At 70.1% G+C, this 14,222-nt stretch carries 14 protein-coding genes; 9 read left to right on the top strand and 5 right to left on the bottom strand.

Features of this window, described 5'->3' with window-relative positions; all coding sequences use genetic code 11:
• Positions 1-9 precede the first annotated feature (9 nt).
• The 8 genes from OG787_RS24485 to OG787_RS24450 all read left to right on the top strand — a co-directional run bounded on the left by OG787_RS24485 (position 10) and on the right by OG787_RS24450 (position 8,878).
• Positions 10-753, top strand: coding sequence for a YcnI family protein (locus OG787_RS24485; RefSeq protein ID WP_405536375.1), 744 nt, complete (start codon positions 10-12; stop codon positions 751-753).
• Between the two features lie 90 nt (positions 754-843).
• Entirely contained in the window at positions 844-1,500 is a 657-nt protein-coding gene (locus OG787_RS24480) for an SCO family protein (protein ID WP_405536374.1), read from the top strand.
• The gene (locus OG787_RS24475; RefSeq protein ID WP_405536373.1) at positions 1,497-1,961 is read left to right on the top strand and encodes a copper chaperone PCu(A)C; all 465 of its coding nucleotides are present in this window, start codon (positions 1,497-1,499) and stop codon (positions 1,959-1,961) included. The genes OG787_RS24480 and OG787_RS24475 overlap by 4 nt, the downstream gene beginning before the upstream one ends.
• Positions 1,962-1,980: 19 nt before the next feature.
• On the top strand, positions 1,981-3,954 hold the full coding sequence (locus OG787_RS24470) for a copper resistance CopC/CopD family protein (protein WP_405536372.1): 1,974 nt from the start codon (positions 1,981-1,983) through the stop codon (positions 3,952-3,954).
• Positions 3,955-3,962: 8 nt separating this feature from the next.
• A complete protein-coding gene (efeB, locus tag OG787_RS24465) occupies positions 3,963-5,270 on the top strand; it encodes an iron uptake transporter deferrochelatase/peroxidase subunit (protein ID WP_405536371.1) in 1,308 nt (435 codons plus the stop codon).
• A gap of 51 nt (positions 5,271-5,321) precedes the next feature.
• A complete protein-coding gene (gene pheA, locus OG787_RS24460) occupies positions 5,322-6,254 on the top strand; it encodes a prephenate dehydratase (protein ID WP_405536370.1) in 933 nt (310 codons plus the stop codon).
• A 537-nt stretch (positions 6,255-6,791) separates the two neighbouring features.
• Positions 6,792-8,069: a serine--tRNA ligase gene (gene serS, locus OG787_RS24455; protein ID WP_369029080.1), complete on the top strand. Its 1,278-nt coding sequence runs from the start codon at positions 6,792-6,794 to the stop codon at positions 8,067-8,069.
• A complete protein-coding gene (locus OG787_RS24450) occupies positions 8,066-8,878 on the top strand; it encodes an HAD family hydrolase (protein WP_369029081.1) in 813 nt (270 codons plus the stop codon). Before serS ends, OG787_RS24450 begins: the two co-directional genes overlap by 4 nt.
• A 330-nt stretch (positions 8,879-9,208) precedes the next feature.
• On the opposite strand, the gene OG787_RS24445 is transcribed toward OG787_RS24450, so the two are convergent.
• The 5 genes from OG787_RS24445 to OG787_RS24425 all read right to left on the bottom strand — a co-directional run bounded on the left by OG787_RS24445 (position 9,209) and on the right by OG787_RS24425 (position 13,125).
• Positions 9,209-9,436, bottom strand: a complete 228-nt coding sequence (locus OG787_RS24445) for a hypothetical protein (protein ID WP_235476883.1) — start codon at positions 9,434-9,436, stop codon at positions 9,209-9,211.
• Positions 9,437-9,526: 90 nt separating this feature from the next.
• Positions 9,527-10,246 carry an ABC transporter permease subunit gene (locus tag OG787_RS24440; protein ID WP_405536369.1) on the bottom strand — a complete coding sequence of 240 codons (720 nt, stop codon included), beginning with the start codon at positions 10,244-10,246 and terminating at the stop codon, positions 9,527-9,529.
• A gap of 11 nt (positions 10,247-10,257) precedes the next feature.
• On the bottom strand, positions 10,258-11,169 hold the full coding sequence (locus tag OG787_RS24435; protein ID WP_235476881.1) for an ABC transporter ATP-binding protein: 912 nt from the start codon (positions 11,167-11,169) through the stop codon (positions 10,258-10,260).
• The gene (locus tag OG787_RS24430) at positions 11,166-12,083 is read right to left on the bottom strand and encodes an ABC transporter permease (RefSeq protein ID WP_405536368.1); all 918 of its coding nucleotides are present in this window, start codon (positions 12,081-12,083) and stop codon (positions 11,166-11,168) included. The genes OG787_RS24435 and OG787_RS24430 overlap by 4 nt, the downstream gene beginning before the upstream one ends.
• Positions 12,073-13,125: an ABC transporter ATP-binding protein gene (locus tag OG787_RS24425; RefSeq protein WP_369029084.1), complete on the bottom strand. Its 1,053-nt coding sequence runs from the start codon at positions 13,123-13,125 to the stop codon at positions 12,073-12,075. Before OG787_RS24425 ends, OG787_RS24430 begins: the two co-directional genes overlap by 11 nt.
• A gap of 222 nt (positions 13,126-13,347) precedes the next feature.
• On the opposite strand from OG787_RS24425, the gene OG787_RS24420 reads away from it, so the two are divergent.
• Entirely contained in the window at positions 13,348-14,190 is an 843-nt protein-coding gene (locus OG787_RS24420; RefSeq protein ID WP_369029085.1) for a M24 family metallopeptidase, read from the top strand.
• Positions 14,191-14,222 lie beyond the last annotated feature (32 nt).

The raw sequence follows: 14,222 nt of genomic DNA, 5'->3' as shown, positions 1-14,222 counted from the left end.
CCTTCCGACATGAAGGTTTCCCGTATCGCCGCCGCCGGTGCCCTCGCCGGCGCCACCGTCCTCGTCCTGTCCGGCCCCGCTTTCGCGCACGTCAGCGTGTCCGCCGAGGGCACCGCCGCCAAGGGCGGCTACGCGACCGTCAACTTCAAGGTGCCGAACGAGCGCGACAACGCCTCGACGACCAAGCTGGAGGTCAGCTTCCCGACCGACCACCCGCTCGCCTCTGTGATGCCGGAGCCGGTCCCCGGCTGGACCGCCAAGGTCACCACGTCCAAGCTGGCCACCCCCGTCGAGCTGCACGGCGAGAAGATCTCCGAGGCCGTCTCCAAGGTCACCTGGACCGCCTCGGGCAAGGGCATCGAGCCCGGCTTCTTCCAGAAGTTCCCGCTCTCCATCGGCCAACTGCCCGAGGACACCGACGAACTCGTCTTCAAGGCGCTCCAGACGTACTCCAACAAGGAGGTCGTCCGCTGGATCGAGGTCCAGGAGGACGGCGCCGAGGAGCCCGACAACCCCGCGCCGGTGCTGGCCCTGTCCGCCGCCACCGAGAGCCACCACGGTGGCTCCTCGTCCACGGAGGAGACCGAGGCCGCCGCCTCCGCGGAGCCCGCCGCGAAGACCACGACCACCGCCGCCGAGCCCGCCGACAGCAGCGACACCACCGCGCGCGTGCTGGGCGTCGTGGGCATCGTCGTCGGTGTCGCGGGCGTGGCGTTCGGCGTGCTGGCCGGCCGTCGCCGCACCACCGTCTGACCCTCGCTCACCTCCGGTGCGCGCCGGGGGCGTGCGGTTGTCCCGCACGCCCCCGGTGGCTCGCCGACACCACCTTCGGGAACTCTCCTTATGCGCAAGAAACTGTTCGCCGCGTCCGCCCTGCTCGTCGCGGCCACCCTGACCCTCTCCGCCTGCGGCAGCGGCGACGACTCCGACAACCAGTCCGTCGCCGATGTCTCCGTCGAGGCCGGCTCGGACAAGACGGCCACGATCCTCGACCAGCCGTTCGAGAAGCCCGACCTCGTCCTCACCGACACCCAGGGCAAGTCGTACGACTTCCGCGCGGAGACCAAGGGCCGGCCCACCCTCATCTACTTCGGCTACACCAACTGCCCCGACGTCTGCCCGCTGACGATGAGCAACATCGCCGTCGCCAAGAAGCAGCTGTCCAAGGCCGACCAGGACAAGCTCCGCATCGTCTTCGTCACCACCGACCCGAAGCGCGACACCCCGGCCGCGCTCGGCAAGTGGCTCAAGGGCATCGACCCCCAGGTGGTCGGTCTGACCGGCGACTTCGCCACCATCCAGGCCGGCGCCCGCACCCTCGGCATCTCCATCGAGCCGACGTCGAAGGACAAGAACGGCAAGACGATCTCGATGCACGGCACCCAGGTCATCGCCTTCTCCCCGAAGACCGACGGCGGCTATGTCCTCTACGGCGAGGACGCCACCGTCGACGACTACACCAAGGACCTCCCGAAGATCATCAAGGGGCAGAACCCGTGAGGCGCCTCCCCCTGGTGACAGCCGCGGTGCTCGCGGGGGCGCTCGCCCTCACCGCGTGCGGAAGTTCGGACTCCGGGTCCGACGACGGCGCCGGACTGTCCGTAGGCTCCGCCTACATGCCCCAGCCCGTCTCGGACACCATGGCCGCCGGATTCCTCGTCATCACCAACAAGGGCGCCGCCGGTGACGTACTCACCCGCGTCACCAGCGAGGTCGCCGGCGAGGTCACGGTGCACAAGACCGTCGGGCAGACCATGGAGGAGGCCAAGAGCCTCGACATCCCGGCCCACGGCGAACTCGTCCTCCAGAGCGGCGGCGACCATCTGATGTTCGAGCAGCTCAAGCGCAAGCCGCTGGAGGGCGAGAAGGTCGCCGTCCAGCTGCACTTTGCCAAAACCTCGCCGATCACCGTCGAGATGCCGGTGAAGTCCGCGACGTACAACCCCAAGACCGGACACTGAGACCGAGGGAGGGATCACCGTGACACAGACCATCGCCCCCCGCGTACGGCCCCTGGTGCTGCTGTTCCTCGCGATCGCCGGCGCGCTGCTCGCCGGGCTGGCCGGCGCCGCGCCCGCCTCCGCACACGCGGCACTGACCGGCAGCTCTCCTTCCCAGGGAATCGTGGTCGACAAGGCCCCGGACCAGGTGACGCTGACCTTCTCCGAGAAGGTCGCGCTGTCCGACGGCTCGATCCGCGTGCTCGACCCCAAGGGCAAGCGCGTCGACACCGCCAAGGCGGCCGAGATCAGCGGCACGACGTACGGCGTCCCGCTCCACTCCGGGCTGCCCGACGGCACGTTCACCGTCGCCTACCAGGTCGTCTCGGCGGACAGCCACCCCGTCGCCGGCGCCTACACCTTCTCCATCGGCGCCCCCTCCGTCACCTCCGTCAAGGTCTCCGACGAGTCGGCGGGCGGCGGAGTCGTCGGCGCCCTCTACGGCTTCGGCCGGTACGTCTCGTACGCGGGCTTCATCGTCATGGTCGGCGGCGCCGCCTTCGTCCTCGCCTGCTGGCAGCGCGGAGCCGGCGTACGGGCGCTCCAGCGGCTCGTGGCCGCCGGATGGCTCGCGATGACCGCGGCCACGCTCGCGCTGCTGCTGATGCGCGGCTCGTACACCGGCTCCGGCAAGGTCGGCGACATCTTCGACCTGGGCCTCCTCGGTGACGTCCTCCAGACCAAGACGGGCGCCGCGCTCGTCTCCCGGCTGCTGCTGCTCGCGGCCGGCGCGCTCTTCATCGCGGTCCTCTTCGGGGCGTACGCCCGGCCCGAGGAGGACTCCGACGAGGCCGCGGAGGACGACGAGGACGCCGCGTACGACGCCACCGCGAAGCGGGATCTCACCTTCGGGCTCGCCATCGGCGGCGGTGTCGTGGCGATCGGCCTCGCCGCCACCTGGGCGCTCGCCGAACACGCCTCGACCGGGCTCCAGGCCGGCATCGCGATGCCCGTCGACGTGGTCCACCTCGTCGCCGTCGCCCTCTGGCTCGGCGGGCTCTCCGCCCTCCTGGTCGCGCTGTTCCGGGCACCCGCCGACGCCCCGATCGAGGGCTCGGCCGTACGCCGCTTCTCCCGCCTCGCCTTCGGCAGCGTGCTGGCGCTGGTCGCGACCGGCATCTACCAGTCCTGGCGCCAGGTCGGCTCCTGGTCGGCGCTCACCGGCACCTCGTACGGCCAGCTGCTGCTCGTCAAGATCGGCCTGGTGATCGTCCTCGTCGGCATCGCCTACATCTCGCGCCGCTGGACCACCCAGCTGCCGGAGACCGCCGACGCCGTGACGGCGGAGCGTACGGAGGACGAGACCGCCGACGCCGAGAAGGAACCCGTCGCCGCCGGAGCCGTCAAGGGCGGGGACGCCAAGCGCGCCACCCAGCTCGCCCGGCAGCAGGCGGCCGTCGACACCGCGCGCGTGAAGCGGCTGCGCGACGCCGACCCGCTGCGCACGGGGCTGCGCCGCTCGGTGCTCGCCGAGGCGGGCATCGCCGTCGTCCTGCTCGCCGTCACCACCGTGCTGACGTCCACCGAACCGGGCCGTACGGAGGAGGAGGCCAAGTCCGCCGCGGCGGCGTCCTCGTCGTCGTCCTCCACGTCGGACTCCTCGGTCGGGACCGGTGCGCTGACCCTCGACATGACCTTCGACACCGGCGGCCAGGACGGCAAGGGCCTCGTCCGGCTCGACCTCAACCCCGCCCGTGTCGGCGGCAACGTCATGCATGTGTACGTGGAGCGGCCCAACGGCCGGGCGTTCGACGTGCCCGAGGTGAAGGTCGCCTTCACGCTCACCGCCCAGAACATCGGACCGCTGCCCGTGAACCCGGACCGCGTCACCACCGGCCACTGGACGGCGAACGAGGTCCAGATCCCCATGGCCGGCACCTGGAAGATCGCCGTGACGGTACGGACCTCCGACATCGACCAAGTGACCGTCACCAAGAACGCGCAGATCGGCTGACCCGCACCATGTCTGACCAGTCCACCAAGGAAAACGACCAGGGAAGCGTTCCCGGAAGCACCGACGGGAACGGGGAGCCCGGCATCTCGCGCCGGCGGCTGCTCGGTACCGCCGGTGCCACCGGGCTCGTGCTCGGGGCGGCGGGCGGGGCCACCGGCTATGCCGTCGGCTCCTCCGCCGACTCCGGATCCGACTCCTCCGGCCAGTCCCTCCCGCTCACTTCTGTGGGCACGGACATGGCAAAGTTTCACGTGAAACATCAGCCGGGCATCACCGAGAGCCTCCAGGCGCGCGGCCACCTCGTCGCCTTCGACCTGGCGGCGGGCACGGGCCGCACCGAGGCCGCCGCACTGCTGCGCCGCTGGTCCGACACCGCCCAGCGGCTCATGGCGGGCGAGGCCGCCGCGCACGACGACACGGACGTCGCCCGCGACGCCGGCCCCTCGTCCCTGACGGTCACCTTCGGCTTCGGGTACGGCTTCTTCGCCCGCACCGGCCTGGAGAAGCAGCGCCCGGTCGCGCTGGACCCACTGCCCGAGTTCTCCTCCGACCACCTCGACAAGGCCCGCAGCAACGGCGATCTGTGGGTGCAGATCGGCGCCAACGACGCCCTGGTCGCCTTCCACGCCCTGCGCGCGATCCAGAAGGACGCGGGCAGCGCGGCCCGCGTCCGCTGGCAGATGAACGGCTTCAACCGGTCGCCGGGCGCCACCGCGCAGCCCATGACCGCCCGCAACCTGATGGGCCAGATCGACGGCACCCGCAACCCCAAGCCGTCCGAGGCCGACTTCGACAAGCGCATCTTCATCCCCGCCACCGGCGAACCGTCCTGGATGGCGAACGGCTCCTATGCCGTCGTACGCCGGATCCGCATGCTGCTCGACGACTGGGAGCAGCTGTCGCTCAAGCAGCAGGAGGACGTCGTCGGGCGGAAGAAGTCGAACGGGGCGCCGCTCAGCGGCGGGACGGAGACGACCGCGATGGACCTGGAGAAGGTCGACGCCCAGGGCAATCTCGTCGTCCCCATCAACGCCCACGCCCGGATCACCCGCCCCGACGAGAACGGGGGCGCGGCCATGCTGCGGCGCCCGTGGTCCTTCCACGACGGGATCGGCGCGGACGGTACGCCCGACGCGGGGCTCCTCTTCGTCTGCTGGCAGGCCGACCCGCTGCGCGGCTTCGTCACCGTCCAGCGCAAGCTCGACCGGGGCGACGCGCTCTCCAAGTACATCCGGCACGAGTCGAGCGCGCTGTTCGCGGTGCCGGGCGGGGCGGGCGAGGGGGAGTACGTGGGGCAGCGGCTGCTGGAGGGGTGACAGGGAAAGGAAGCGTGCGTCGGGTTGGCAAGGGCCCATTAGGGTGAGGGCATGCCAGCCAGCTACGCGTATCTCGGCCCCGAGGGCACCTTCACCGAGGTTGCCCTGCGCACGCTTCCCGAGGCGGCCACCCGGGAGCTGATCCCGATGGTGTCCGTGCCGGCCACGCTCGACGCGGTGCGCAGCGGTGAGGTCGAGGCCGCGTTCGTGCCGATCGAGAACTCCGTCGAGGGCGGGATCACCACCACGCTCGACGAGCTGGTCGCAGGCGCCCCGCTGATGATCTACCGCGAGGTCCTGCTGTCGATCACCTTCGCGCTGCTGGTCAGGCCGGGCACCAAGCTGTCGGAGATCAAGACGGTCACCGCCCATCCGGCGGCGCAGTCGCAGATCCGCAACTGGATGAAGATCAACCTCCCGGACGTCGTCTGGGAGTCGTCCGCCTCGAACGCGGACGGCGCCCGGCTGGTGCAGGAGGGCCGTTACGACGCCGCCTTCGCGGGCGAGTTCGCCGCCGCCCGGTACGGCCTGGAGGCACTGGAGACCGGCATCCACGACGCGGAGAACGCGCAGACCCGGTTCGTCCTGGTCGGCAGGCCCGCCCGGCCCGCCGCCCCGACCGGCGCGGACAAGACGTCCGTCGTCATCTGGCAGCGCGACGACCACCCCGGTGGACTGCGCGATCTGCTGGACGAGTTCGCCGTACGGGGCGTCAACCTGATGCTGCTCCAGTCCCGGCCGACCGGGCAGGGCATCGGCAACTACTGCTTCGCGATTGACGCCGAGGGCCACATTTCCGACCGGAAGGTCGCCGAGGCGCTCATGGGACTCAGGCGGATCTGTCTCAAGGTGCGGTACCTGGGTTCGTACCCGCGTGCGGACATCGGGGTCGAGGACGTCCGCGCGCCGCTGCCGGGGACGTCCGACGAGGAGTTCGTGACGGCCGCCGACTGGGTGGCCCGCTGCCAGGACGGCCGCTTCTAACCGGCCCTGCCGGTGCTGGGGCCAGTCCTACCAGCCGATTTCCGTTATCCACAGAAGTTATCCACAGGCCAGCTTCTCGACCTGGGGACAAGTCGACAACGGAGTGCCAGTCTGTCGACAAATCGCCCTACAGACCGTCGACTCGTCCACAGCCCGGCATGCCACCCTTCGTCCACTCGTTTCCCTGGCGTAACTCCCCGGGGTTACGCATTTCCACCCGAAAGTGGGCGTGAGGGTGGTTTGCTTCGGGAATTGGTCATCTGGCGGACACCTTCGGAAACGATCACTTCCGTCATCCACAGATCTTTCGCACAGCCTGTGGATAACTTTTCGGGGGTGTGGATTACCGTGCCCCAGCACACCCCAAGTCCCGTTCTCCACAAGGGATTCGAGTCAACCGGCGCGACCTCACCAAACCCTTCCGGGGTCAGTTCCCATTCCCCTTGACGTGATCGACATTTCGGGCAAACAGCAATACAAGGGGTGTATGGAAATACCGAGTCGTGAGCGCCAACCCGGCACCGGTAGCCTTGGACCGTGATTGACCTTCGCCTGCTTCGTGAGGACCCCGACCGTGTGCGCGCTTCGCAGCGCGCCCGTGGAGAGGACGTCGCGCTCGTCGACGCTCTCCTGTCCGCCGACGAGCGGCGCAGGGCGTCCGGCGTCCGCTTCGACGAGCTGCGTTCCGAGCAGAAGGCGCTCGGCAAGCTGATCCCCAGGGCCTCCGGCGACGAGAAGGCCGAGCTGCTGGCGAAGGCCGGGCAGCTCGCCGCCGGCGTCAAGGCGGCCGACGCCGAGCAGCACGAGGCCGACGAGGAGACCAAGCAGCTTCTCCTCCAGCTCGGCAACCTGGTCCACCCGGACGTCCCGGTCGGCGGCGAGGAGGACTTCGTCGTCCTGGAGACGCACGGCACGATCCGCGACTTCGGCGCCGAGGGCTTCGAGCCCAAGGACCACCTGGAGCTGGGCGAGGCGCTGGGCGCCATCGACGTCGAGCGCGGCGCCAAAGTGTCCGGCTCGCGCTTCTACTACCTCACCGGCGTCGGCGCACTCCTGGAGCTGGCCCTGGTCAACGCGGCGATCGCCCAGGCCACCGAGGCCGGTTTCGTCCCGATGCTGACCCCGGCGCTGGTCCGCCCGCGCGCGATGGAGGGCACCGGCTTCCTCGGCCAGGCCGCGGAGAACGTGTACCACCTGGAGAAGGACGACTACTACCTGGTCGGCACCTCCGAGGTCCCCCTCGCCGCGTACCACATGGACGAGATCCTCGACGCCGACAAGCTCCCGCTGCGCTACGCCGGCTTCTCGCCGTGCTTCCGCCGTGAGGCCGGCACGTACGGCAAGGACACGCGAGGCATCTTCCGCGTGCACCAGTTCGACAAGGTCGAGATGTTCTCGTACGTCGACCCGGCGGACGCGGAGAACGAGCACCAGCGGCTCCTGGACTGGGAGAAGCAGTGGCTGACCGGCCTCGAACTGCCCTTCCAGGTCATCGACGTGGCCTCGGGCGACCTGGGCGCCTCCGCCTCGCGCAAGTTCGACTGCGAGGCGTGGATCCCGACCCAGGGCAAGTACCGCGAGCTGACCTCGGCCTCCAACTGCGACGGCTTCCAGGCCCGGCGCCTGTCCGTGCGGATGCGTGACGGCAAGAAGGTCCAGCCGCTCGCGACGCTCAACGGCACGCTGTGCGCCGTACCGCGCACGATCGTGGCGATCCTGGAGAACCACCAGTTGGCCGACGGCTCGGTGCGTGTGCCCGAGGTGCTGCGCCCGTATCTGGGTGGTCGGGAGCTGCTGGAGCCGGTCGCCAAGTGACCGCCGCCGCAGGCTCGTTCCCTTATCCGCTCGTCGCGACCGACCTCGACGGAACGCTCCTGCGCTCCGATGGTTCGGTCTCGGCGCGCACCCGTGAGGCACTCGCCGCGGTCGCCGCGCGGGGCGGCGCGCACATCGTCGTCACCGGCCGCGGGGTGCGCTGGACGCGGCACATCCTCGACGAACTGGGCTACGAGGGACTCGCGGTCTGCGGCCAGGGTTCGCAGGTGTACGACGCCGGGGCGCACCGTCTGCTGACGTCGATCACCCTGGACCGGCAGCTGGCCTCGCTCGCGCTGGCGAAGATCGAGGCGGAGACCGGGCCGCTGTTCCTGGCGGCGAGCCGGGCTGGCCTCGACGGAGACGTGCTGGTCGGGGCGGGCTACTCGGGCGTGGGCGCGCTGCCCTTCGTTCCGCTGACGGACCCGTCGGAGCTGTGGGCCGAGCCGCTGAGCAAGATCTACATCCAGCATCCGACCCTGTCCGCCGACCAGTTGACCGAGGTCGCGACCCGGACGGCGGGCGGTTTCGTCACGGTCACCATGGCGGGCGAGGACATAGTCGAACTCCTCCCCCTGGGCCTGTCCAAGGCGAAGGGGCTGTCCCTGGCGGCCCGTCGGCTCGGCCTGAGGTCCGCGGACACGATCGCCTTCGGTGACATGCCCAACGACATCCCGATGTTCGCCTGGGCGGCACACGGGGTGGCGATGGCGAACGCCCACGGCCAACTGCGGGCGGTGGCGGACGAGGTGACGTCGTCGAACGACGAGGACGGCATCGCGGTGGTGCTGGAGCGGTTGCTGGCGTAAGTGGGTATCGGGGGGGCTGGGAGGGCGGCCCGCGCGAGTGATTCGCGCGCTCGAAGTGGCCGCCCCGGGCAGCGCCCCCTGTTGAACGGGCCCGCGCGGAGATAGTGACGCTCCGGAGCCCGCCGCGGGCTGCCCTGAAGGAAGCCGCAGCGACCGCCGTGCATCGGCGTCGCGCGGCTCCGCTCCCAGTACCCATCTCCAGACACCAGATCTCCGACTCGGACAGATCCGGCGTACTGGACAGAACTACTGTGCCCGTACGGCGAGTCGGACGCCACCGAATAAAACTGGTGAACGGTTCCGGGACGGGCGGGCCGCTCTACTTCCGCTCTACTTCCGGCGCCACCTGCGGCGACGGGACTTGCTGAAGAACCAGCCGGCCGGGGGTTCGTCCGACCGCCAGGGCTGCGGTTCGGGCGCCTCTTTCCGCCACCGGGCGGCCAGCATCCGGGCGCGGGCGGACGGTTCGGCGGTGTCGGCGGAGCGTATGAAGTCCTCGTCGAGAACCAGCGCGTCCCAGTCGTCCCCGGACCCACCCCGTGCTGTCTTCCCTGCCATCCCCGTCCTCCTCGCCCTGCTTCCCGTTTGTCCAGTGTGCCCGGACACGCGTGAAGTCTCTGTCAAGACCGACGCGCGCCCGGGGCCGTTCTACTCGTCGCCGGTCGGCGTGAGGGTGCGCAGCTTCTGGCCGGCGTACCAGGTGGCGAGGACGGTGACCACGATCAGCAGGACCGTCGCCGTGGTCAGGCCGACGTCCGAGGTGACCAGGTCGCCGTCGGTGACCTTGTGGCCGACGGCCAGCGCCCACTGCTGGACGCTCAGCGTGCGCGCCCCGGGCACCAGCGAGCCGAACAGGGCCTCCCAGACGAGGGCGTAGACGAGGCCGAAGACCACGGCGTGCCGGGAGACCGTGCCGAGCAGCAGGAAGAGCGCCGCGTAGGCGATGGAGGCGACGAGCGCGGCGACCGTGTAGGCGACGGCGACCTGCTGGCCGTTGCCGTTGAGGATCAGGCCGGCGATGAAGGTGGGCACAGCCGAGAACGCCATGGTGACGCCGATGGCGACGATCAGCTTGGTGTAGATGATCGTGGGCCGCTTGAGCGGCTTGGCGAGCAGGTAGATGACGGAGCCGTCGTCGATCTCCGGGCCGATCGCGCCGGTGCCCGCGATGACGCCGATGATCGGCACCATCGTGGCGAGCGCGAGCCCGCCCAGGACGTCCGCCGCGGTCTGGTCGTCGGCGCCGACGAGGCCGCGTACGGCGACGGCGATGATGATCAACAGCAGGGGCAGCGCGCCGAGGATGAGGGCCCGGCGGCGGCCGAGCAGGGCCCGGTAGGTGAGCCGGGCGACTGTGGGGTCGTACATGAGTCGGCCTCCTACGCGGCGACGAGATACGAGAACACGGATTCGAGGGACTCGTCGGACGGCGAGACCGTGAGCAGCCGGATGCCGTGGTCCCGGGCGACGCGGGGCAGCAGGGCGGTGAAGCGGCCGAAGTCGACGGCCTGGATGCGCAGGGCGCCCTCCGCGAGGTCCACCTCGATGCCGGAGGTCGACGGGTCGGCGATCAGCGCGGCAGCGAGGGCGCGGTCGTCGCTGGAGCGTACGAGGTAGCGGTGCGGTCGGTCGGTCATGAGGCGGCGGATACGGCGGAAGTCGCCGCTGGCCGCGTGCCGTCCGGCCACGACGACCTCGATGTGGGCCGCCAGTTGCTCGACCTCTTCGAGGATGTGCGAGGAGAACAGGACCGTGCGGCCCTCGGCGCCCATGCGGCGCAGCAGATCCATGAGCTGCATGCGCTGACGCGGGTCCATGCCGTTGAAGGGCTCGTCGAGCAGGAGCAGCGAGGGGTCGTGGACGAGCGCGCTGGCCATCTTCACGCGCTGGCGCATGCCCTTGGAGTACGTGGAGATCTTGCGGTCCTGCGCGTACTCCATCTCGACCGTGGCGAGCGCCCTTTGGGCCGCCTTGGCACCGAGGCCGTGCAGTTCGGCGTTGGCGACGACGAACTCGCGGCCGGTGAGGAAGTCGTACATCGCCTCACGCTCGGGGACGATGCCGATGTGCTTGTAGATCTGCTCGTTGCGCCACACGGGCTGTCCGTCGAGGGTGACGGTGCCGGTGGAGGGGGCCAGGAAGCCGCCCATCATGTTGATGAGGGTGGACTTTCCGGCGCCGTTGGGGCCGAGGAGGCCGGTGACGCCGGGGCCGATCGTCATGGTGATGTCGTTGACCGCCACCACGTTGCCGAACCAGCGCGAGACGTGGTCGATGTTGAGCGTGGTCACAGTCCGACCTTTCGGTAGCGGCGCATCAGAAGGCCGTAGCAGCCGGCGATCAGGCCCAGGACGGCGAGGAGGAAGATCACACCTTCGCCGGTGCTGGGGCCTACCCCTCCGGGGTAGGCGGACGTCGCGCCCAGGAAGGCCGTCTGCACCCCGTCGATGAGCGTGATGGGCGAGAAGAGGCCGATCCAGGGGACGGCACCGCTGCTGCCCTGTGCGTCGGCGATGGCCTGGAGCGTGGAGACCGCCCCGTAGGAGATGGTCAGTACGGCGATGACGGCCGCGATGCCGAAGCCGCGGCGCGGGGTGACGGCCGAGATGACGAGGCCGATACCGGCGAAGAGCAGCGAGAGCAGTGCCACGGAGACGAGCCCCTGGAGGAATCCCTTGGTCTGGTCGGTGAAGTCGAGCTTGGCCAGCAGGGCGCCCACGTAGAGCACGACCAGCGGCACCGCGGTGATGAGGAACAGGGCCGAGGCCAGTGCCGCGAACTTCGCGCGGACGTAGTCGGCGGTCTCGATCGGGCGCGAGAAGTACAGCGGTACGGTCTTGAAGCGCAGGTCCCGGGAGACGGCCTGGGGTGCCTGCGAGGCGACGTACAGGCCGATGAGCGCCTGCATGATGATCGCGTAGTTCGTGTACTCGACGGGCAGTTCCTTGGCCTTCGTGGCGACCGCGACCGCCACCATGATGAGCGCCGGGGCGCACATCACCGCGAAGAGCAGCATCGGCAGCACCTTGGACTTGACCGAGCGGCCGAGGCCGTAGGCGCCGCGCAGGGACTGCGAGTAGAGGGAGCGGCGGGCGTAGGCGCGGCCCAGGCGCTGGCCGTCGTACGAGCGGTAGCCGATGTTGTGGATGCGGGACTGGGCGCCCGCCGGTGCCGGGGACTGTGCCGGGGTCTGCTCAACCGCCATGGCCGACCGCCTCCTTGCCCAGGTTCTGCGCCACGTCGCCGCCTTGTTCGTCGCTGTCGGTGAAGACCTCGGAGATGTGGTGCCTGCGCTGTTCCATGCGCACCAGGCCGAGGCCGAGGTCGGCGACGGTGTCCCGGACGAGGTCGTAGGTGTCCTCGCCCTGGGCGGTGAGCAGCAGGATGTGCCCGGCGCCGGGCAGGCCGCTGCCGTCGTGGGTGTCCACCCCGCGCGCGTGGAGCGCCTCGCGCACCGCGCGGGTGCCGTCCGGGTGGTCGTCGGTGTCGGTCACCTCGATGGCGAGGACGGCCGTGTTCTGCGTGAAGTCCGTGGTGGAGCTGGACCGCAGGAGCTTGCCGCCGTCGACGACCACCACGTGGTCGCAGGTCCGCTCCAGCTCACCGAGGAGGTGCGAGGTGACCAGGACCGAGATGCCGAAGTCGGTGTGGATCCGGCGGATCAGACCGAGCATCTCGTCGCGGCCGACCGGGTCGAGGCCGTTGGTCGGCTCGTCCAGGAAGACCAGCTGCGGGTCGTGGACCAGGGCCTGGGCGAGCTTCACGCGCTGCTTCATACCGGTCGAGTAGCCGCCGATGGGGCGGTAGCGCTCCTCGTACAGGCCGACATGGCGCAGGGTGTCCGCGGTGCGCTCCCGGGCTGCGGCCGGCGGGAGCCCGGACATGCGTGCCATGTGGACGACGAACTCGGTGGCCGAGACGTCGGGCGGCAGGCAGTCGTGCTCGGGCATGTAGCCGACGCGCTCACGGATGGCGCCGCCTTCGGTGGCGACATCCAGGCCGAGCACTTTGGCCCGGCCCTCCGTGGCGGGAGACAGACCCAGCAGGATCTTGATCAGGGTGGACTTGCCGGCGCCATTGGCGCCGACGAGTCCGGTCACACCGGGTCCGATGTCCATGGAGAGCCGGTCGAGCGCGGTCACCCGGGGGAACCGCTTGCTCAGGCTTTCGGTCGCGATCACAGTCACGTCCTCGACGGTAGTGGCGCACACCACACCGGTCGTCAGCCCGAAGAGCTGTCTCGGCATCCATCTCTGGTCGTACGGGCCCGTAGGGGTCCCCCTGAGGTCGAACAACCGGCCCCTGAGTTTCCACATCACCGGGGAGGTCGTCGGGTTGTCGGTGCGGTTGTCGGTGCGGTTGTCCACAGACAGGCGTTCGACTGTTGACGCGGGCTCTAACAAGTGCCAGATTCGCGAGGTCAGGTTACGGGCGGGTAGCGCGGTCGATGGGGACGGTGGCGGCGGGCGATGGCGACGGCGGAAACAGGCGAACTCGCCGCGGAACTGGCCGGGTTCAGGCGGGTGCAGCGGCTGGCGTACGAGTGCGCGGAGGCTGTCGCGGCACGCCTGGAACCGGGGATCACCGAGCGCGAGGCGGCCCGGATGCAGCGGGAGTGGCTGCGCGAGCGCGGCGTGCGGGACTGGTTCCATCTGCCCTTCGCCTGGTTCGGGGACCGCACGGCGTTCGTGAACTTCCGTATCCCGCTCCAGTTCTTCCCGACCGGCCGTCGGCTGGAGCCAGGGATGCCGTTCATCCTGGACATGGCCCCGGTGCACCAGGGTTTCGCGGCGGACATCGGCTACTCCGGTTCGCTCGGCGTCAACCCGGTGCAGGACCGGCTGATGGCCGACCTTGAAGCCCACCGTGAGCTGATCCTGCGCGAGGTGCGCGAGCGGCGCCCGCTGCGCGAGATCTACGAGGACGTGGACCGCCTCATGGTCCGCCAGGGCTACGCCAACCGGCATCGCGCGTATCCCTTCGGGGTGATCGCGCACAAGGTCGACCGGGTGCGGGAACGGCCCTGGTCACCCCGGCTGTTCGGGTTCGGGACACAGTCCCTGAAGGGGTTGGCGGGCGACGCGCTGCGCGGCCACCGCGAGGGCTGGTCGCCCCTGTGGTCGCCGTACCGCTTCTCGGACCATCCGCCGCAGCCGGGCCTGTGGGCGGTCGAGCCGCATCTCGGGTTCCGGGGCACGGGCGCGAAGTTCGAGGAGATCCTGGTCGTCACGGATTCCGCGGACCCGCGGGAGAGCGCGTTCTGGCTGGACGACGATCTGCCGCATGTGCGGCGCTGGGCGGAGGCGAAGTGACGGTCGTGACCCCTGAGGACGCGCGTGAGCGC

It is taken from the genome of Streptomyces sp. NBC_00075, from assembly GCF_045041225.1.
GTDB classification, from domain to species: Bacteria; Actinomycetota; Actinomycetes; order Streptomycetales; family Streptomycetaceae; genus Streptomyces; species Streptomyces adonidis.
The sequence above is the reverse complement of the archived record's forward strand: the minus strand, read 5'-3'. Positions and strand labels throughout refer to the sequence as shown.

Bases quoted from the DNA above. Each gene is read 5' to 3' on its own strand.
- OG787_RS24485 (WP_405536375.1), top strand. From the start codon at position 10: ATGAAGGTTTCCCGTATCGCCGCCGCCGGTGCCCTCGCCGGCGCCACC.
- OG787_RS24480 (WP_405536374.1), top strand. From the start codon at position 844: ATGCGCAAGAAACTGTTCGCCGCGTCCGCCCTGCTCGTCGCGGCCACC.
- efeB (WP_405536371.1), top strand. From the start codon at position 3,963: ATGTCTGACCAGTCCACCAAGGAAAACGACCAGGGAAGCGTTCCCGGA.
- pheA (WP_405536370.1), top strand. From the start codon at position 5,322: ATGCCAGCCAGCTACGCGTATCTCGGCCCCGAGGGCACCTTCACCGAG.
- OG787_RS24445 (WP_235476883.1), bottom strand. From the start codon at position 9,436: ATGGCAGGGAAGACAGCACGGGGTGGGTCCGGGGACGACTGGGACGCG.
- OG787_RS24440 (WP_405536369.1), bottom strand. From the start codon at position 10,246: ATGTACGACCCCACAGTCGCCCGGCTCACCTACCGGGCCCTGCTCGGC.
- OG787_RS24430 (WP_405536368.1), bottom strand. From the start codon at position 12,083: ATGGCGGTTGAGCAGACCCCGGCACAGTCCCCGGCACCGGCGGGCGCC.
- OG787_RS24425 (WP_369029084.1), bottom strand. From the start codon at position 13,125: ATGCCGAGACAGCTCTTCGGGCTGACGACCGGTGTGGTGTGCGCCACT.
- OG787_RS24420 (WP_369029085.1), top strand. From the start codon at position 13,348: ATGGCGACGGCGGAAACAGGCGAACTCGCCGCGGAACTGGCCGGGTTC.